Below are 17,852 nucleotides of genomic sequence, written 5' to 3'. Positions count from 1 at the left end.
CCAGAGAAAACCGTCAGGAAACCTGGCCACCGGGGTCTGCCGACTTCGCGCGGTCGAGCAGTCGCTGATGCTCAGCGTCGTCGGTCACCGCGGTGGCTTCGTCGACGAGCAGCACCGGGATGCCGTCCTCGATGCGGTAGGCGCGGCGCAGCCGCGGGTTGTACAGGAACTCATCGCCAATCAGCAGCAGCGGCCCGCGGTCCTGCGGGCAGACCAGAATGTCGAGCAGTTTTTCGTCGAGCACGAAACCGGGTCAGCCGATCGGCTGGTTGATCGTCGATCCGCCGCCCGGTGCGATGAAGATGCCGGAGTTTTCCGGATCGTTCGGGTCGCGCTGTTGCCCCGGCGGCACCTGGTTAATGCCCATGCCCGGCCCCTGGGTGGGCTGCGCTTGCGCGGCCTGCGCCTGAATCTTGCGTTGGTAGGACAGCGTATCTTCGAGCGCCTCGACCAGCGGGGTCTGGTTGGGTCGGTAGTCCAGGGCCTCCTGAATGGCGGCCCGGTTCGCCTTGGACGGCATGAAGCCCTGAGCGCGCAGTGTCATCACGTCATGGATCAGGTTCGCGAGCTGACCGCCGCCCGCACCCACGTCGTAATCCTCGGCGATGATGGCAAGCGCTTCGTCGGCCGTCATCGTCGCCGTCGGCGGGGCCTCGGCCTCCGTGGTCGAGCTGGTGGGTTCGGCGACCGCCGTCGACGCGCCGATACCTATCAGCAGCCCGACAGCGACAGCGCCGCCGACCACCGCGCCCCTGACGCGCGGTGCGAAGCGGTTCTTACCGCTCTGCGATGTCATCAAACCTCCTGCCGCGGGAGCCTAACAGTGCGTCGAGCTCAGGGCACGGCGTCGCTACCCCGCACCCGCGATCTCGGTTCGGGCCGCGACCGTGAGCCGCTTGTACTTATTGCTATCCCGATCGAGGTACCAGGCGTTACGTGACGGCTTGGGTAATCCGGCCGCCCGCAGCGGGCTCGCGACGGGTCGATACGACGCGCTGAGCGTCATGTGTGCCACCACGTGCACGATGTCGGGCGGGGCGCCGGCCGGCAGACCCAACAGCGCCTCGGACACGTCGGCCGCCGAAACGCTGCCGCCCGGACGCAGTTCCAGCGCGGCCACCGCAAGCTGCCGACCACCGGCCTCCAGACCGTAGGTCACCGCCAGGTCGACCGCCTCGATCATGCCGACGCAGTCGTTGACGGTCGAGGCGTAGACCGGGCCGCGGGCGGTGCGGATCACCAGGCCACGGTTGTCCACCATCCAGTAGTCGCCGTCCTCGTCGCGGCGGAACAGGTACTCGGTGGACACCCAGGTGTCGGCCGGGGAGAACACGCCACGCTTGACCGAGGCCGTCGGGTCGATCGGGCCCCGCGGATGAGCCAGCAACACACCCACCTCGTTGGGTTGGGCCATCTGCACGAAGCCCCGGTCATCCTCCAGGATCAGGTCGTCATCGGGGTCGTAGGCGGCCAGCTCGACGTGGCCACCGCCGGGCAGCGGCCGGCCCTTGCTGCCGATCTTGGCGCCGGACACATTGGCGAGCACGGCCTGGCCATCGGTGGTCGCGAAAAACTCGACGACATGCGCGGGTTCGAAGATGTCGACCACGCGCCGCCACAGTCCGGTCGGCATGCCCGAGCCGATGAACAGCCGCACCGGGTGGTTGCCGGTGAGCGAGAACGACGGGTCGTCGATGACCTCCCGCAACATCGCCCAGGTGTACGACACCACCGTCACGCCGTACTGGCGGATCTCCTGCACGAATCGGTCGGACACCAGGCCGCGCGACAGCGCGACCCTGGCGCCGCCGACCACCGCGCCGCCCAGGCTCACCAGCAGTCCGGACGGGTGATGCAGCGGGGTGAGGCAGTACACCGTGTCGCCGCGGCCGAGGTTGGCCGCCGACGCGGTGCCGAACGCGGACAGCGCCCAGCGGAAGTTGGTGATCTGGCGGGCGAGCAATTCCCCGCCGACCGTGGCGAACGCGACGAACGCCAGGTCGCGGGCCAATCCCGGGTTCGGCCGGTACCAGCCGGGCAGATCCACCTGGGCGGGGTCGATCTGCTCCATATCAACGACATCCGCGACGTCGTCAGTTTCCACCAGGTGCAGCTCGCGTGACTCGCCACCACCGAGCACCAGCACCCGCATGGACAGCCCGCGGGCGGCCTCCAGGTGGCTCGGGTCGGCGATGATCTCCGAAACCGCCCCCAGCCGCACCGCGGTCGCGAGGTCACCGTCGGGCGGCATTAGCACGGCGACCGCGCCGAGGCGCGACAGCGCGGCGATCGCCACCAGCGCGCTGGGGCGCGTCTCCATCAGCACACCGACATGTGCGCCCTGCCGCACCCCCACGTCGATCAGGCCGCGCACCACATTATTGATGCGCCGATCAACCGCTTCATAGGTGTGGACACGGCCGTCGAACAGCAGGCATTCGCCGTCCGGCGCGCCGCGGGCCTGCTCCGACATAATCCGGCCGAGCGAAATCCGGGTGTGGTCGTTGATCTGGCCGAGCCGGGCCAGCCTGGGCAACGTGCGGGCCGTCTCCACGGCCAGCGCGCGCGCCGACTTGTTGGCCGCGACCACGGCGTCGGCGGCTGAGCGCGCGAAGGAGAAGGCCATCTCGGTGGCCGCGGTCGCGCCGTGCGCCACCCGGGAGGCCAACGGGACGCCGCTCTCGGCGTGTTCGGTCGGCTGCAGGGCCATCGGCGCGACGCCCTCCGGCAAATCGGCGTCGCCGTCGATCGACTTGACCCACTGCGCCACCGTCGGCCAGGTCTGGGTGGCCGCCTTCGACCCGACGACCAGGCCGAAATGGCCTGCGCGGATCATGAATTCGTACACGTCGGCCTCCGGGGCGGCGCGCTTGATGCCGCGCACCGAGGCTGGTTGGCCGATGTCGTCGACCTCACCGACCACCGCCAGCACCGGGCAGTTGATATCGCTGAGCGTCACCAGATCGCCGCGGATCGCGAAGCCGCCCGTCATCATCCGGTTGTGCGCGATGAACTGCTTGAGCAGTTCCGAGATCGCCGGTCCTGACCAGGCGATCCAACCCTCTGAAGCCAGGAACCGCCGCTGCTGCTCGCGCGGCAGCAGTGCCTCACGATCATGCAGCTGGCGCAGGAACTCCAGGCGTGACTGGGCGGTCTTGATCGGGTCGAGCATCTGGAACCCGGCCCGGGCCAGCCAGCTCGGAATGTCGATGCGGCTGAACACGTGATCGGCCATGAAGTCCGCGGCTCCGGCGGCGAACCCGGCGGGCAGGTTCATCGGCAGGGCGGCCAGCGTGTCGACCGGTGCGCCGAACGCGATGATGCTGGCCAGGTCCTTCGACCGCCGGAACGCCGCGGTCTGGTAGCAGAACATGCCGCCCTGCGAGTAACCGGCCAGGTGGACGTCGCGCCCGGTGGTCTCCTTGACGGCGTCGATGGCTTCGCTCAACGCCACGACGTGGTCGGCCAGATTGCGCTGCATGCCGCCCTCGACCTTGTCGGGTGAACCGAAGTCGATGACCCACGGGTCGATTCCGGCGGCGTGCAGAATGCCGACGGCGCCCTCGTCGCGGGTGACGTCCCACATGTCGGCCGACATCATCATCGGATGCACCATCAGCACCGGCGGTCCGGGTGGTTCCGCGCCGGGACGGGTGTCGGGCGGGAAATACCGCCGCAGCCGGTACATCGGGTCGCTTTCCATGATCTGGAACGGCGAGGGCACCGCTCCGGTCTCCAGCCCGCCGTAACGCAGCACTTCGAGGCCGTTTTGCGCGGTGGCCATCAGCCGGCCCACCGGCCTGGTAATTGCCGAAAGGTCCACCACCGGCGGTTCCCCTTTGTTCACGCCTGTCCCCCAATTGCCGAGGTCATCATGGCACAGCCGCCGCCTATCATCGGCGGCTGATGGCGAACTTGATCAACGTCGAACGCGCGACGGTCGGCTACGGCACCCGCACGCTGCTGGACGGGGTCAGCCTGGGTGTCGACGAGGGTGACGCGATCGGTGTCGTCGGCCGCAACGGCGACGGCAAGACCACCCTGCTGCAGGTCCTCACCGGCATCCGCGGACCCGATGCGGGTCGCACCACCCACACATCCGGATTGTCGGTGGGCTATCTCCGCCAAACCGACGACTTCGCCGCAGCCGCCACCGTACGCGAGGTCGTCTGGGGCGAGCGGAGCGACGGGAAATCGGATGTCGGCGGCCGACCGGACCACATCTGGGCCGCCGAACCCGGCACCCGCTCCGTCGTCGAGCACCTGCTGACAGAAGTGGCTCTCGACACCGACGTCGGCCGCCTCAGCGGCGGTGAGCTGCGCCGGGTGGCACTGGCCGCCGTGCTGCTGGCCGGGCACGACGTCTTGGTGCTCGACGAGCCCACCAACCATCTCGACGTCGAGGTGATCGGTTGGCTGGCCGGCCACCTTTCCGGGCTGCGATCGAAGGCGCTGGTGGTGGTCAGCCACGACCGCTGGTTCCTCGACGCGGTCACCACCAGGACATGGGAGGTGCATGACGGCGCCGTCGACGGGTATGACGGCGGGTACGCCGCCTACGTGCTGGCGCGCGCCGAGCGGATGCGGCTGGCCGCCGGGGCGGAGGCCCGTCGCCGAAACTTGATGCGCAAGGAGCTGGCGTGGTTGCGCCGCGGCCCGCCCGCGCGGACGTCGAAGCCGAAGTTCCGCATCCAGGCCGCCAACGAGCTGATCGCGAACGAGCCGCCGCCGCGCGATTCGCTTGCGCTGCAACGCTTCGCCACCACCCGGCTGGGCAAGGACGTGTTCGACCTGCATCGGCTGCGGCTCGAGGTGGGCGACCGGACCATCCTCGATGGGATCGATTGGTCCATCGGCCCGGGCGCGCGGATCGGATTGGTCGGGGTGAACGGCACCGGCAAGACATCGGTGCTGCGGGTGTTGACGGGTGAATTGCCGCCCGCCGCAGGCACAATCAAGCGCGGCCATACACTGAAGATCGGTTATCTCAGCCAGACGCTGACCGAGCTGACCGGCGCGGACCGCGTCATCGATGCCGTCGAGAACCGTCGTCGCATCAGTCGGCTTGCCGGTGGCCGCGAGATCAGCGCCGACACGCTGCTCAAGGACTTCGGTTTCACCGGGGACAAGCTGACGGCGCGGCTGGCCGATCTGTCCGGCGGCGAGCGACGAAGGCTGCAGTTCCTGCGGATGCTGCTGGACGAGCCGAATGTGCTGCTGCTCGACGAGCCGACGAATGATCTCGACATCGACACGCTCACCGCCATCGAGGACTACCTGGACGACTGGCCCGGGACGCTGATCGTCGTCACCCACGACCGGTACTTCCTCGAACGCGTCACCGACGTCACCTACGCGCTCACCGGTAATGGGCGCTGCGACCTGTTGCCCGGTGGCGTCGAGCAGTATCTGGCCGACCGCGCCGCCGCGGAGCCGGCGTTCACGCGTGCCGAACCGCAGCGCCCGGAATCTGCCGCGGCGCGAGAACGAAGGACCGGCAAGGAGATGGCCCGCATCGAGGGCCAGCTGGACAAACTCGGCGAGCGGATCGCCGCCATGCACGAGACGATGGCCGCCGCCGCACACGATCATGTGCGGCTTGGCGAGCTCAACACCGAACTCGACGAGCTGTTGGCGCGCAAGGAATCGCTTGAGGAGGCGTGGCTAGCGGCCGCCGAAGACTAGAACGATGCATACGATGTGCCGATGCGCTACGTGCTGCGGCCGCTGGCATTGTGGTGGCGCTATTGGCCGCAGCTCGCCGCGCTGTATCTGCTCGGACTGCTGGGGCGCCGCGGCGCCATCGAGCTGGCCGCGTGGGCCGGCTGGGACAACGACGTATGGGCCTCGCTGATCATGCCGTTCGCCGGGCTGGCCCGGCTTGGGTCATATGTGGCGATGTTCCTGGTCCTTCGGTCCGCCATCCCTGCGCTGGCGGCGCTGCCCCGACGTTCGGCGCGAGGCATCGACGTGTTCTCCAACGTCATCGTTCCGTTCTTCGCCATCTATCTGGCATGGAAGCTGTTCGCCGAGGATTGGCTCGCGTTCGAGAACCAGGCACTCGACTACCGGATCGGCGATGCGATGGCGACGCCGGGCCCCACCGAGCTGCATCCCGAGACCCTGCCGGTGAGCACGATCACCTGGGTCCTGATCGTGGCCGCACTGATCGTGCGCTACCTGCTCGGCTGGCTCAAGGACCGCCTGCCGGGGTGGATGGTCGCGATCCGCGTCTACGTCGACGCGTTATGGGTGTTCCTAGTCTTGAGCTTCTCGGCCAGCCAGGGCGTCAAATTCATCATCAATCCGACCGGCTGGATCGCCGAGCGGCGAATCGTGGTGTGGTTCAACGACACTCGGGCCGAGCTATTCTCGCACTTCCAGCCGCTGGAAATGGTATGGGACGTCGCGATGTCGGTGCTGCGGACGGTATTCGGCGGCGCGACGATTCCGCTGTTATGGCTGGCGGTGGCGGGCATCATCTACGGCGTGTCCATGCCGGACTGGCGGAGCGCCGCCCGTCGAGTGACCGGCGGCCGCACCGACAAGGTATTCGACCGGACGGCGTCCACCGAGAAGCGAATCCGCGCACGATGGTCGCGGATTCCCCGTTCGGTGCGCGACAAGGTGCGCGAACGGCTGCTCGCCCAACTGGGCAATTTCCGGCCCATCGCGGATTCGGCGCGGCTCATCCTGCACGGCGGCGTGCTGGCGTTGTCGCTGTACGTGCTGGTCTACCTGGGATTGGCGTGGTTGGACATGGCGGGCGCCTTCTATCGACCCGAGGTGGAAGCCGGGTATCTGTTCCGCGGTGTGGCATGGCTTTTCGGGCCGCATCCGCTGTCGTTCTGGAACGGGGTGGCCGACATCATCACCCTGATCTCGCACCTGATCATCGAGCCCCTGCGGGTGTGCCTGATCGCCACAACCGTGGCGTACTGCCTCGAGCAAGTGCGAACGCGCGAATCTACACCAGCATCCGCACCGTGATCTGGCCGTCGAGCGTGGTGACGTCTATCGCCGTCGGCACCACATCGTGTGGCAGCAGAAAGGTCAACTGAAGCCGACCGGGTTTGTTGCACATGGTGGTGAGCCCGTCGGCCTGCGGCGGGCGGAATCCGCCGACGCCCTCGGCATTCCACCGCCGATCACCATCGGTGATGACGCCGACGCACATTTCGTCGGTTATCGGCCCGGACCGGTCGATTGTGACGACGGTCAGCACCGTGCCGGTAGGTAGTGCCGGGCCGTAGTTCACCGGGCTGCGATTCAGGTGTCGAATCGACCCGAGTTTCCAGTTCTGCCCGCCGGCGGTACCGCTTTGGCCTGCGGGCACCACAGTCTCCGGAACGACGGTGTGACGGTAGGCCGACCACGCCGGTCCAAGACCGGTGACGACGAGGACACCCACGGCCGCGGCCACCACAACGGCCCCGATCACGTTCCGCTGCCACCGGACCAATGGACGCCCTGTCATGAGGCGCTCTCCACCGGGGCCTCCAGCTTGACGGCATCGGCCCTGCTGACCCGCGGGTCGTCGGCGGGAATGCGGATGACCAGTCGCGAATCCAACCGCCCGTCACCCACCCAGACCCGCAGGGTCAACGGTTCGGACGCTCCGGTCGCAAGCAACGCGGAGGCTACGTCGAACACCCAGGCCCCGCGCTGCGCGATTCCTGGATTGATCTCGGCCTTAAGGGTTTTGACGAAGAATCGGTCCGTCGGTATGTAGGTGTTGGGGCCGATGATCAGCTCGCTGTGCGGCAACTCGGTGGTGCGGGTCGCTTCCAGGGTTGTATCGACGACTACCCAAAGCCCGGCGGCCTGGATGGAGTTCACCTGCGGCGCAATGCGAACGCCGGTGACGGTGGCGGTGACGGCCCGGCCGGTGGCGGCTGCGCCGGCCTGCGCGTGCACGTCGAAGGGGCCGTTGATATCGGTTGGCGTCGGCAGGTTCTGCCACACCACGGCGGCCGCCGCGACCACAACAACCACACTCAACGCCGGCAGTGCCGACCGGATTTTCGGCCACAGCCTCATTGTGATACCCCCACCGGAACGACCGTCTCACCGTAGTCGGTGTCGCTGTCGATCCACTCCTTGCCGCCATAGGTCACCAGCAGCTGCGTGTACTTCTTCTTCCACACCCGCAACGTCACCGTCTGTCCCGGGCGCAGCGCGGCCTCCGGGAGGATCCACGTGAACGCCAGCTGCTCGGTGAGGCCCGGGCCGAGGGTCTGGATCGGCGACCCATCGCGGTAGCGCCACACCCCGAAGGACTCCTTGTCCGGCTGGTCCTGCAGATCCAGCTCGTTTCGGAGTCGTCCGGGCACGGTGCCGTCGTTTCGCAGGGTGGCGACCACGCCGAGATAACGCCGGCCGGGCTTGGCCGGGCCGACAACGCCGCGACCACCCGTCAGTTCATTGAGCAACCTCGCCCGTTCGACGGTGACGGTGAACTCGCCGTCGTTGAACTCCTCCCCCGGCTCGAACGGGGTGACTTTGGTGTCGACGGTGTCGAGACCACCGAACACCGCGGTGGCGGCCAATATCACCACGACGACGGTCTGCCTCCACTGGCGGAAACTCAAACCCGCGAACCATCGCCGCATGTTGCTGGATGCTAATGGCAACGGCGACGGCAGCTGTGCATTACCGTCAGCGGCGATGCTCGAGATCATCGACAAAGGACACTGCAGCGCGGCACATCCGGTGCCGCTGCTTTTCGTTCACGGCCCCTGGCACGGCGCGTGGTGCTGGGACGAGCACTTTCTCGACTTCTTCGCCGACAACGGCTTTCGCGCTGTCGCGGTGAGTCTGCGCGCGCACGGGAAAAGCGCGACCTCGCAGCGGCTCCGAACCTGTTCGATCGCCGACTACGTCGACGATGTGAAAACGGCAGCGGACCAACTCGGTAGCGAGCCGGTGGTCGTCGGGCACTCCATGGGTGGCTTTGTCGTGCAGAAGTACCTGGAGGCTCACCATGCGCCGGCCGGCGTGCTGATGACCTCGGCGCCCCCACAAGGCACCGTTCGAGCCTCGCTGCGCCTGATGGCACGCCACCCGTGGGCGGGGTTGATTAAGCCCAACACGTACGGAAACAGCCTCGATGTCGTCAACACACCCAGGCTGGCCCGCGGACACCTATTTTGCGCACAAACACCGGGGCACGTCGTGGCCGATTGCATCGCGCGGCTCCAACCGGAAAGCGGACGCGCGATGTTCGACATGATGTATCGCGATCTGCCGCAGCCGGAACGGATCAGTACCCCGCTCTTGGTGCTTGGCGCCGTCGACGACGGAGCGTTCACGAAGGACGAGGTGAGTGCGACCGCACGCGCGTACGGCACCGACGCGGAGTTCTTCCCCGACATGGGGCACAACATGATGTTGGAACCGGGGTGGGCAGCGGTCGCCGAGCGAATCGTGCAATGGCTCGGCCATCGCGGGCTATAGCCGCGATCGGAACGCGTCGGCGGTGTCGCGGACGACACCGAGTTGCTTGGCCACCTGGATCGGCGCGGTGCCGCCACGGGCGTCGCGCGAGTTCACCGAGCCGTCGATGCTGAGCACCTCGCGAACCTCCGGCGTCAAATCCGGGTGAATACCCGCCAGCTCGGCGTCCTCGAGATCGGCCAACCCGACTCCCCTGGCCTCGGCGGCGCGCACCGCGGCGCCGGCCGCCTCGTGTGCGACGCGGAACGGCACACCCCTGCGCACCAGCCACTCGGCGATGTCGGTGGCCAGCGTGTAGCCGAGTGGCGCCAGCTCGGCCATCCGGTCGACGTCGAAGCGCAGGGTGCCGACCAGCCCGGCCATCGCCGGCAGCAGCAGCTCCAGCTGCGCGACCGAGTCGAATACCGGCTCCTTGTCCTCCTGCAGATCGCGGTTGTAGGCCAGCGGTTGCGCCTTCAGCGTGGCCAGCAGCCCGGTCAGGTTGCCGATCAACCGGCCCGACTTGCCGCGCGCCAGCTCGGCGATGTCGGGGTTCTTTTTCTGCGGCATGATGGAGCTGCCGGTCGACCACGAGTCGTGCAGCTCCACGTAGCCGAACTCCGTTGTGCTCCAGAGGATGATGTCCTCGGCGAGCCGGGACAGGTCGACGCCGATCATGGTGAGCACGAATGCCGCCTCGGCGGCGAAGTCGCGGGCGGCGGTGGCGTCCACCGAGTTGTCGGCGGCGGTGGTGAAGCCGAGTTCCTCGGCGATGGCGTCCGGGTCGAGGCCCAGCGACGAGCCGGCCAGCGCCCCGGCACCGTACGGCGACACCGCGGCCCGCGTGTCGAAATCGATCAGCCGGTCGACGTCGCGCAGCAGCGGGTGCGCGTGCGCCAGCAGGTGGTGGGCCAGCAGGATCGGCTGCGCCGACTGCAGGTGCGTCTTGCCGGGCATGATCGCCGTCGGATGCGCGGCGGCCTGGGTGGCCAGCGCCGACACCACGTCCAGCACGCCCGCGCCGATGCGCCGCACCGCGTCGCGCAGCCAGAGCCGAAACAGCGTGGCCACCTGGTCGTTTCGCGACCGACCGGCCCGCAGCCGGCCGCCGAGGTCTTCGCCGACCCGATCGATCAGCCCACGCTCCAGCGCACCGTGCACGTCCTCGTCGGTGACCACCGGCAGAAAACTGCCGTCGGCCACGTCCTCGCCGAGGCTGTCCAGACCGGCGAGCAGGCCGTCGCGTTGCTCCTCGGTGAGCAGCCCGGCCCGAAACAGCACGCGGGTGTGCGCCTTGGACGCGGTGATGTCGTACGGCGCGAGCACCCAGTCGAAGTGGGTGGACTTGCTCAGCGCCGCCAGTTCGGGCGCCGGGCCTTCGGAAAACCGCCCGCCCCAGAGGGACCCCTCGTTGGTGCTCACGCTGAGTCCCGCGCGAGCGTGCGCAAACTGCCGAATTTCTGCGGCGTGTCGCCGACAGACACGCACTCTCGCGAGAAGACGGTCACGTCAGATCCCGTCGTGCAGCGATCTTGGATGACAGGCCGTGCACGTGTACGAAGCCCTTGGCCGCGGACTGGTCGTAGCTGTCGCCCTCGTCATAGGTGGCGAGGTTGAAGTCGTAGAGCGACTCCGCGCTGCGTCGTCCGTTGACGGCGATGTGCCCACCGTGCAGGACCATCCGGATTTCCCCGGACACGTGTTCCTGGGTCTTGGCGACGAAGGATTCCAGCGCGGTCTTCAGCGGCGAGTACCACAGACCGTCGTAAACCAGTTCGCCCCAACGCTGGTCGGTCTGCCGCTTGAACCTGCCCAGCTCGCGCTCCAGCGTGACGTGTTCGAGCTCGGTGTGCGCGGTGATGAGGACCATCGCGCCGGGTGCTTCGTAGATCTCGCGGCTCTTGATGCCAACGAGGCGGTCCTCGACGACGTCCAGCCGGCCCACGCCTTGCTCACCGCCGCGGCGGTTGAGTTCCTCGATCGCCTGCAGAACCGTCACGGTATTCCCGTCTATCGAAACCGGCACGCCGCGTTCGAATCCGACAATCACCTCGTCCGGCGTGCCCCAGTTGACCGTCGGGTCCTCGGTGTAGTCGTACACGTCCTTGGTGGGGGCGTTCCACAGATGTTCGAGGAACCCGGTCTCCACGGCCCGGCCCCACACGTTCTGGTCGATGGAGAACGGTGAGCGCTTGGTGACATTGATCGGGATGGCGTTCTCCTCGGCGAACGCGATCGCCTTCTCCCGGGTCCAGGCGTAGTCGCGGACCGGTGCCAGCACCTCCAGATCCGGTGCCAGCGAGGCGAACCCGACCTCGAACCGGACCTGGTCGTTGCCCTTGCCGGTGCAGCCGTGCGCGACGATGCTGCCGCCATGCTCGCGGGCCGCGGAAACCAGGTGCTTGGCGATCAGCGGCCGGCTCAGCGCCGACACCAGCGGGTAGCGGTCCATGTACAGCGCATTGGATTGAATGGCGGGCAGGCAGTATTCGTCGGCGAACTCGTCGCGGGCGTCGATCACGACGGCTTCGACCGCGCCGCAGTCCAGCGCTCGCTGCCGCACGACCTCCATGTCCTCGCCGCCCTGCCCGAGGTCGATGGCCACCGCCACCACCTCGCGGCCGGTCTCCTTGCCGATCCAGCTGATCGCCACCGAGGTGTCCAAACCACCGGAATACGCCAAGATGACGCGCTCGGACATTAACCAATCTCCCTTAGTTGGATGCTTTCGAACTTGGCGGCGAGTTCGGCGCCGGTCATCGGCTCGCGGGCCACCACGAAGATGGTGTCGTCGCCGGCAATGGTGCCGATGACGTATGGCAGCGCGGCGCGGTCGATCGCACTAGCCAGATACTGTGCCGCGCCGGGCGGGGTGCGCAGCACCGCGAGGTTGCCGCTGGCGTCCGTTGACACCAGCAGCTCGCCCAGCAGCCGCGACATCCGTTCGGTGCCACCGGAAACGCCGCGCACCGGGCTGCCGTCCTCGGGGACGACGTACACGCCGACCCCGCCGTCGGCGCCGCGCAGCTTGACCGCGCCCAGTTCCTCGAGGTCACGCGACAGCGTGGCCTGGGTGACGTCGATGCCCTCCGCGGCCAGCAGTGCGGCGAGTTCGCTCTGGCTGTGCACCGATTGCGACGCCACCATCGAAACGATCCGAGCCTGACGTCCGGCTCTTGTCGCACTAGTCATCGGGATCGCTCCAACAACCACACCAGCAGCGCCTTCTGGGCGTGCAGCCGATTCTCCGCCTCGTCCCACACCGCGCTGTGCGGGCCGTCGATCACATCGTCGGTGATCTCCTGCCCGCGATGTGCCGGAAGGCAATGCAGCACAACGGCATCCGGATCGGCCAGGCTCAACAGGTCGGCGTTGACCTGGAACGGCTGGAACGGCGCTACCCGGTCCAGCCCGTCGTTCTCCTGTCCCATCGACGTCCAGGTGTCGGTCACCAGCACGTCGGCACCGTCCACTGCCTTCTTCGGATCGGCCGTCAGCGTCACCGTCCCACCGGTCTGCTGGCCGCGCTCCTCGGCGGCGGCAACGAACTCGGGGTGCGGCTCGAAGCCGGACGGCGCGGCGATCGTCACGCGGATGCCCGCGGTGACCCCGCCCAGCATCAGTGAGTGCGCCATGTTGTTGGCGCCGTCACCGAAGTAGGACAACCGCAGGTCCTTCAGCGCGCCCTTGCGTTCGACCAGGGTCTGCAGGTCGGCCAGCACCTGGCAGGGGTGAAACTCGTCGGACAGCGCATTGACGATGGGGACGCTCGCACCGGACGCCATCGCGGTCAGCCGGGCTTGCGCGAAGGTCCGCCACACGATCGCTTCGACATAGCGGGACAACACCTTTCCGGTGTCCTCCAGCGTCTCCTCGCGCCCGAGCTGGGTGCTGCGAGCGTCGACGACAACGGCGTGACCGCCGAGCTGCGCGATCCCAACCTCGAACGAAAACCGGGTGCGGGTGGAGTTCTTGTCGAAGATCACCGCCACCCCGCGGGGCCCGTCGAGCGGCCGATGGGAGAACGGGTCCTTCTTCAGCTCGGCGGCCAACGCCAGGATCTCGGCCTGCTCGTCGGGCGACAGGTCGTCATCGCGCAGAAAATGGCGCGGCGTCATTGGAAAGATTCCTGCGCCTTGTCGAGAATATTTGGCAGCGCGGTGAGGAACACGTCGATCTGACGCTCGGTGATGACCAGCGGCGGGGCCAGCCGGATCACGTCGGGCGCAGCGGCGTTGACGAGGAAGCCGGCATCGCGGGCGGCGGCCTCGATGGCCTTGCCCACCGGTTCGCCCAGCACGATCCCGCGCAGCAGGCCGCGGCCGCGGACGTGGTCGATGAGCGGATGGTGCAGCGCCTCGATGCCGTGGTGCAGCATCTTGCCGAGCATGTCGGCCCGCGAGATCAGGTCGTCGGCGGCCAGCACTCCGAGCACCGCCCGCGCCGCGGCCGCGCAGACCGGGTTGCCCCCGAACGTGCTGCCGTGCAGGCCGGGCGTGAGCAGCTCGGCGGCCTTGCCGACCGCGATGCATGCGCCGATCGGCAGCCCACCGCCGAGACCCTTGGCGAGGGTCACGATGTCGGGCGTGATGCCGTCGTGCTGGTGCGCGAAAAACGCTCCGGTGCGGCCCATCCCGGTCTGCACCTCGTCGAGTACCAGCAGGGCGCCGCGCGTCGTCGCGAGCTCCCGCGCGGCCACCAGGTAGCCGGCCGGCGGGACGACGACGCCGCCCTCCCCCATGATCGGCTCGAGGAAAACGGCCGCGGTCGTGTCGTCGATGGTCTCGGCCAGCGCGGCGACATCGCCGTACGGCACGTGCTGAACGTCGCCGGGCAGCGGGGCGAACGGCTGCTGCTTGGACGGCTGACCGGTCAGCGCCAGTGACCCCATCGTGCGGCCGTGGAAAGCGCCTTGCGCCGCAACGAGTTTGGTGCGGCCGGTGAGCCGGCTGATCTTGAAGGCCACTTCGTTGGCCTCGGTGCCCGAGTTGCAGAAGAACACCCGGGCCGCGGCGTCGGCCCCCAACAAGCCCACCAGCGCCTCGGCCAGCGCGATGCCCGGCTCGGTGACGTACAGGTTCGAGGTGTGGCCCAGGGTGTTCAGCTGGTTGGCCACGGCTTCGATGATCGCGGGATGGCGGTGGCCGAGAATGTTGACCGCGATGCCGCCGAGCAGGTCGATGTAGGACTTGCCGTCGACATCGGTGACCACGGCGCCGTCACCGCTGGCGAGCGCCAGCGGCGGGGTGCCGTAGTTGTTCATCATCACGGCCTCCCAGCGCTGCAGAAGAGTCATGCGCTCACCACCTTGGTGCCGGTCCCCTCGTCGGTGAACAACTCGACCAGCACGCAGTGTTCGACGCGGCCGTCGATGACATGCGCGCTGGGTACCCCACCGGCGACGGCGCGCAGACAGGCCTCGATCTTCGGCACCATGCCGGTCTCCAGCGTCGGCAGCAGTTGCGTCAGTGCGGCGGCGTCGATCTGGCTGACCAGTGACTCCCGGTCGGGCCAGCTGGTGTACAACCCCTCGATGTCGGTCAGCATCAGCAGCTTCTCGGCGCCCAGCGCCTCGGCCAGCGCGGCCGCGGCGGTGTCCGCGTTGATGTTGTGCACCACACCGTCGGCGTCCGGTGCGATGGTGGACACCACCGGAATGCGGCCGGCCCCAATCAGATCCATTACCGCCTCGGTGTTCACCAGCTCCACGTCGCCGACCAGGCCGATGTCGGTGGCCACGCCGTCGACCGTGACGCTGCGCCGGACGGCGGTGAACAGGTGCGCGTCCTCGCCGGTGATGCCGACCGCGTAGGGGCCGTGCGCGTTGATCAGGTTCACCAGTTCGCGGCCGACCTGGCCGAACAGCACCATCCGTGCGACGTCGAGCACCTCGGGTGTGGTGACCCGGAAGCCGCCCCGGAAATCGCCCGCGATGCCGAGGCGTTTCAGCATCGCGCTGATCTGCGGCCCGCCGCCGTGCACCACGACCGGATGGATGCCGCAGTTGCGCAGGAACACCATGTCCGCCGCGAACGCCTGCCGCAGCGTGTCGTCGGTCATCGCGTTGCCGCCGTATTTGACCACGACGATCTTGTCGTGCAGTTGCTTAAGCCACGGCAACGCCGCGGCGAGCACTTGTGCCTTGACCGGTGTGGCGAGCGTCATGAGCTGTAGGCCGAGTTCTCTTCGACGTATCCGTGCGACAGGTCGGTGGTGCGGATGGCCGCGCGTTGGGTGCCGACGCCGAGGTCCACGGTGATGTCGATGTCGGCGCCGGACAGGTCGACCTCCCGCGCACCGGGGGCGCCGAGCCCGTCGACGCAGACCGCAGATCCGTTGAACGACACGCTGATCCGCTCGGGATCGAGTTGCACCGGCGCCATCCCGACAGCGGCCAGCACTCGGCCCCAGTTCGGGTCGGAACCGAATACCGCGGTCTTGACCAGACTGTCGCGTGCCACGATGCGGGCGGCGGTCAGCGCATCGGCCTCGGAAGCCGCGCCGGTCACGGTGACGACAAGCCGCTTGGTGACGCCCTCCGCGTCGGCCTGCAGCTGCGCGCACAGATCGTCGCAGACCCGCAACACCGCGTCGTCGAGATCGGCTTGGCTGGGGGTGATTTCGCTGGCGCCCGATGCCAGCAGCAGCACGGAGTCGTTGGTCGAGCAGCTGCCGTCGATGTCGAGCCGGTCGAATGTCAGCGCGCTGCCACGGCGCAACGCCTGTTCCAGCGCGGCGGCGTCGGCGACGGCGTCGGTGGTGATGACGCTCAACATGGTCGCCAGCGACGGGGCCAGCATGCCGGCGCCCTTTGCCATGCCGCCGACGGTCCAGTTGTTCGGGTGGTGCAGCGCAACCTGTTTGGGCACGGTGTCGGTTGTCATGATGGCCCGGGCAGCCTCCTCACCGCCGGTCAGCCCGCCCGCCATCTCGTGCACGATCTCCTCTATCCCGGCCAGCATCTTGTCCATCGGCAGCCGGTCGCCGATCAATCCGGTGGAGCAGACGGCGATCTCGATGGCCCCGGTCTCGCTGCCCCAGTCCGAGAGGGCGGCGGCGACGGCCTCGGCGGTGGCATGGGTGTCCTGGAAACCACCCGGTCCGGTGCAGGCGTTGGCGCCGCCGGAATTGAGAATCACCGCGCGCAGCCGCCCGGTGGTCAGCACCTGCTGGGTCCACAGCACCGGCGCGGCCTTGACCTGGTTGCGGGTGAACACGCCGGCGGCGGGGTAGTCCGGGCCCTCGTTGAACACCAGCGCCAGGTCCAGTGCACCGGATTCCTTGATACCCGCGGCGATCCCGGTGGCGCGGAATCCCGCGGGTGCGGTGACGCCCTGGGTGCGGACCAGCGGCGTGGTGTCGGTTACATCGGTCATGGCGCCACTCCCACGATCGACAGGCCTTCGGTCTCCGGCCAGCCCAGTGCGAGGTTCATCGACTGAACCGCCGCACCGCCGGTGCCCTTGACCAGGTTGTCGATCGCGGCGATTGCGACGAAAGTTTGAGCGTCCTCGTCGACGGCGACCGCGATCTGCGCGGCGTTACTGCCGATGACCGCGCCGGTCTTCGGCAGCTGGCCCTCGGGCAACAGATAGATGAAGGGCTCGGCATCGTAGGCCTTTTCGTAGGCCGCACGGAGTTGGGACAGCGGGGCGGTGGTACGTGCTGTGCAGGTGGCCAGGATTCCGCGGGAGGTGGGTATCAGCACCGGGATGAACGAGACGGTGACGTCCTTGTCGGTGACCGCCCGCAGTCCCTGGGCGATCTCGGGGGTGTGCCGGTGCGCACCGGCGATGTTGTAGGCGCGGGCCGAACCGATGACCTCCGAGCCCAGCAGGTCCGTTCTTGCGGCCCGTCCGGCGCCGGAGGTGCCGCTGACCGCGACGACGGTCACGGCCGGTTCGACGAGGTCTTCGGCCACCGCTGGCCAGAGCGCGAGCAGTGCGGAGGCGGGATAGCACCCAGGGACGGCGATCCGGGTGGCACCGCGCAGGCGTTCCCGGGCACCGGGCAGTTCGGGCAGCCCGTAGGGCCAGCTGCCGGCATGAGTGGACCCGTAGAACCGCTCCCACGCTTTCGCATCGGTGAGCCGGAAGTCCGCGCCACAGTCGACGATCACGGTGTCCGGACTCAATTGCTCGGCCAGCGTCGCGGAGTGGCCATGCGGCAGCGCGAGGAACACCACGTCGTGCCCGGCCAACACGTCGGCGTCGGTGGCCTCCAGCACCCGGCCGCCCAGCGGCAGCAGATGCGGATGGTGTTCGGCCAGCGTGGTTCCTGCGCTGGCCGAGGCCGTCAGTGCCCCGATGGTCAGCCGCCCGTCGGCATAGGCTGGGTGGCCGAGCAGCAGCCGCAGGATCTCCCCGCCGGCATAACCGCTGGCGCCGGCCACCGCCACAGATGTCATACAGCCGATT

General features: G+C 68.2%; 17 protein-coding genes. 3 read left to right on the top strand and 14 right to left on the bottom strand.

Features of this window, described 5'->3' with window-relative positions; genetic code table 11:
• Positions 1-13 precede the first annotated feature (13 nt).
• From ACRDU5_RS11470 to ACRDU5_RS11460, 3 genes are read right to left on the bottom strand one after another with little or no spacing between them, the layout of a single operon-like run.
• Positions 14-244: a Trm112 family protein gene (locus ACRDU5_RS11470; RefSeq protein ID WP_526614635.1), complete on the bottom strand. Its 231-nt coding sequence runs from the start codon at positions 242-244 to the stop codon at positions 14-16.
• A 9-nt stretch (positions 245-253) separates the two neighbouring features.
• Entirely contained in the window at positions 254-796 is a 543-nt protein-coding gene (locus ACRDU5_RS11465) for a hypothetical protein (protein ID WP_526614634.1), read from the bottom strand.
• A 54-nt stretch (positions 797-850) separates the two neighbouring features.
• On the bottom strand, positions 851-3,823 hold the full coding sequence (locus tag ACRDU5_RS11460) for an AMP-binding protein (RefSeq protein WP_526614741.1): 2,973 nt from the start codon (positions 3,821-3,823) through the stop codon (positions 851-853).
• 83 nt (positions 3,824-3,906) lie between these two features.
• Here ACRDU5_RS11460 and ACRDU5_RS11455 point away from each other — a divergent pair, with 83 nt between their 5' ends.
• On the top strand, positions 3,907-5,685 hold the full coding sequence (locus ACRDU5_RS11455; RefSeq protein WP_526614633.1) for an ABC-F family ATP-binding cassette domain-containing protein: 1,779 nt from the start codon (positions 3,907-3,909) through the stop codon (positions 5,683-5,685).
• Between the two features lie 21 nt (positions 5,686-5,706).
• Positions 5,707-6,990, top strand: coding sequence for a hypothetical protein (locus ACRDU5_RS11450; protein ID WP_526614632.1), 1,284 nt, complete (start codon positions 5,707-5,709; stop codon positions 6,988-6,990).
• On the opposite strand, the gene ACRDU5_RS11445 is transcribed toward ACRDU5_RS11450, so the two are convergent.
• Genes ACRDU5_RS11445 through ACRDU5_RS11435 form a run of 3 tightly spaced genes read right to left on the bottom strand, consistent with a single transcriptional unit; the run spans position 6,968 to position 8,612 of the window.
• Positions 6,968-7,477 carry a hypothetical protein gene (locus ACRDU5_RS11445; RefSeq protein ID WP_526614631.1) on the bottom strand — a complete coding sequence of 170 codons (510 nt, stop codon included), beginning with the start codon at positions 7,475-7,477 and terminating at the stop codon, positions 6,968-6,970. The two genes, ACRDU5_RS11450 and ACRDU5_RS11445, sit on opposite strands and share 23 nt — an antisense overlap.
• Positions 7,474-8,040 (bottom strand): hypothetical protein, encoded by a 567-nt coding sequence (locus ACRDU5_RS11440; RefSeq protein WP_526614630.1) that lies wholly within the window; start codon positions 8,038-8,040, stop codon positions 7,474-7,476. The genes ACRDU5_RS11445 and ACRDU5_RS11440 overlap by 4 nt, the downstream gene beginning before the upstream one ends.
• Entirely contained in the window at positions 8,037-8,612 is a 576-nt protein-coding gene (locus tag ACRDU5_RS11435; protein WP_526614629.1) for a hypothetical protein, read from the bottom strand. Before ACRDU5_RS11435 ends, ACRDU5_RS11440 begins: the two co-directional genes overlap by 4 nt.
• A gap of 55 nt (positions 8,613-8,667) precedes the next feature.
• On the opposite strand from ACRDU5_RS11435, the gene ACRDU5_RS11430 reads away from it, so the two are divergent.
• Positions 8,668-9,456, top strand: a complete 789-nt coding sequence (locus tag ACRDU5_RS11430) for an alpha/beta hydrolase (protein ID WP_526614628.1) — start codon at positions 8,668-8,670, stop codon at positions 9,454-9,456.
• Here the strand turns inward: ACRDU5_RS11430 and argH are convergent.
• The 8 genes from argH to argC form a co-directional block, all read right to left on the bottom strand.
• Positions 9,451-10,857, bottom strand: a complete 1,407-nt coding sequence (gene argH, locus ACRDU5_RS11425; protein WP_526614627.1) for an argininosuccinate lyase — start codon at positions 10,855-10,857, stop codon at positions 9,451-9,453. The two genes, ACRDU5_RS11430 and argH, sit on opposite strands and share 6 nt — an antisense overlap.
• A gap of 82 nt (positions 10,858-10,939) precedes the next feature.
• Positions 10,940-12,136 carry an argininosuccinate synthase gene (locus ACRDU5_RS11420; protein ID WP_526614626.1) on the bottom strand — a complete coding sequence of 399 codons (1,197 nt, stop codon included), beginning with the start codon at positions 12,134-12,136 and terminating at the stop codon, positions 10,940-10,942.
• Complete coding sequence (locus tag ACRDU5_RS11415) at positions 12,136-12,627, bottom strand: arginine repressor (RefSeq protein ID WP_526614625.1); 492 nt, start codon at positions 12,625-12,627, stop codon at positions 12,136-12,138. The genes ACRDU5_RS11420 and ACRDU5_RS11415 overlap by 1 nt, the downstream gene beginning before the upstream one ends.
• The gene (gene argF / locus ACRDU5_RS11410) at positions 12,624-13,553 is read right to left on the bottom strand and encodes an ornithine carbamoyltransferase (RefSeq protein WP_526614624.1); all 930 of its coding nucleotides are present in this window, start codon (positions 13,551-13,553) and stop codon (positions 12,624-12,626) included. The genes ACRDU5_RS11415 and argF overlap by 4 nt, the downstream gene beginning before the upstream one ends.
• Positions 13,550-14,731, bottom strand: a complete 1,182-nt coding sequence (locus tag ACRDU5_RS11405; RefSeq protein ID WP_526614623.1) for an acetylornithine transaminase — start codon at positions 14,729-14,731, stop codon at positions 13,550-13,552. The genes argF and ACRDU5_RS11405 overlap by 4 nt, the downstream gene beginning before the upstream one ends.
• Positions 14,728-15,600 carry an acetylglutamate kinase gene (gene argB / locus ACRDU5_RS11400; RefSeq protein ID WP_526614622.1) on the bottom strand — a complete coding sequence of 291 codons (873 nt, stop codon included), beginning with the start codon at positions 15,598-15,600 and terminating at the stop codon, positions 14,728-14,730. Before argB ends, ACRDU5_RS11405 begins: the two co-directional genes overlap by 4 nt.
• Complete coding sequence (gene argJ / locus ACRDU5_RS11395; protein WP_526614621.1) at positions 15,597-16,811, bottom strand: bifunctional glutamate N-acetyltransferase/amino-acid acetyltransferase ArgJ; 1,215 nt, start codon at positions 16,809-16,811, stop codon at positions 15,597-15,599. Before argJ ends, argB begins: the two co-directional genes overlap by 4 nt.
• Entirely contained in the window at positions 16,808-17,842 is a 1,035-nt protein-coding gene (argC, locus tag ACRDU5_RS11390) for an N-acetyl-gamma-glutamyl-phosphate reductase (RefSeq protein WP_526614620.1), read from the bottom strand. Before argC ends, argJ begins: the two co-directional genes overlap by 4 nt.
• Positions 17,843-17,852 lie beyond the last annotated feature (10 nt).

Origin of the sequence: Mycobacterium sp. (genome assembly GCF_050701515.1) — a bacterium.
Taxonomy (GTDB): Bacteria; Actinomycetota; Actinomycetes; order Mycobacteriales; family Mycobacteriaceae; genus Mycobacterium.
Note: the sequence above shows the minus strand (reverse complement) of the source record. Positions and strands in the feature narration are given on the sequence as shown.

Bases quoted from the DNA above. Each gene is read 5' to 3' on its own strand.
- ACRDU5_RS11415 (WP_526614625.1), bottom strand. From the start codon at position 12,627: ATGACTAGTGCGACAAGAGCCGGACGTCAGGCTCGGATCGTTTCGATG.
- argF (WP_526614624.1), bottom strand. From the start codon at position 13,553: ATGACGCCGCGCCATTTTCTGCGCGATGACGACCTGTCGCCCGACGAG.
- ACRDU5_RS11450 (WP_526614632.1), top strand. From the start codon at position 5,707: ATGCGCTACGTGCTGCGGCCGCTGGCATTGTGGTGGCGCTATTGGCCG.
- argJ (WP_526614621.1), bottom strand. From the start codon at position 16,811: ATGACCGATGTAACCGACACCACGCCGCTGGTCCGCACCCAGGGCGTC.
- ACRDU5_RS11465 (WP_526614634.1), bottom strand. From the start codon at position 796: ATGACATCGCAGAGCGGTAAGAACCGCTTCGCACCGCGCGTCAGGGGC.
- ACRDU5_RS11445 (WP_526614631.1), bottom strand. From the start codon at position 7,477: ATGACAGGGCGTCCATTGGTCCGGTGGCAGCGGAACGTGATCGGGGCC.
- argB (WP_526614622.1), bottom strand. From the start codon at position 15,600: ATGACGCTCGCCACACCGGTCAAGGCACAAGTGCTCGCCGCGGCGTTG.
- ACRDU5_RS11440 (WP_526614630.1), bottom strand. From the start codon at position 8,040: ATGAGGCTGTGGCCGAAAATCCGGTCGGCACTGCCGGCGTTGAGTGTG.
- ACRDU5_RS11420 (WP_526614626.1), bottom strand. From the start codon at position 12,136: ATGTCCGAGCGCGTCATCTTGGCGTATTCCGGTGGTTTGGACACCTCG.
- ACRDU5_RS11430 (WP_526614628.1), top strand. From the start codon at position 8,668: ATGCTCGAGATCATCGACAAAGGACACTGCAGCGCGGCACATCCGGTG.
- ACRDU5_RS11405 (WP_526614623.1), bottom strand. From the start codon at position 14,731: ATGACTCTTCTGCAGCGCTGGGAGGCCGTGATGATGAACAACTACGGC.
- argC (WP_526614620.1), bottom strand. From the start codon at position 17,842: ATGACATCTGTGGCGGTGGCCGGCGCCAGCGGTTATGCCGGCGGGGAG.
- ACRDU5_RS11435 (WP_526614629.1), bottom strand. From the start codon at position 8,612: ATGCGGCGATGGTTCGCGGGTTTGAGTTTCCGCCAGTGGAGGCAGACC.
- ACRDU5_RS11455 (WP_526614633.1), top strand. From the start codon at position 3,907: ATGGCGAACTTGATCAACGTCGAACGCGCGACGGTCGGCTACGGCACC.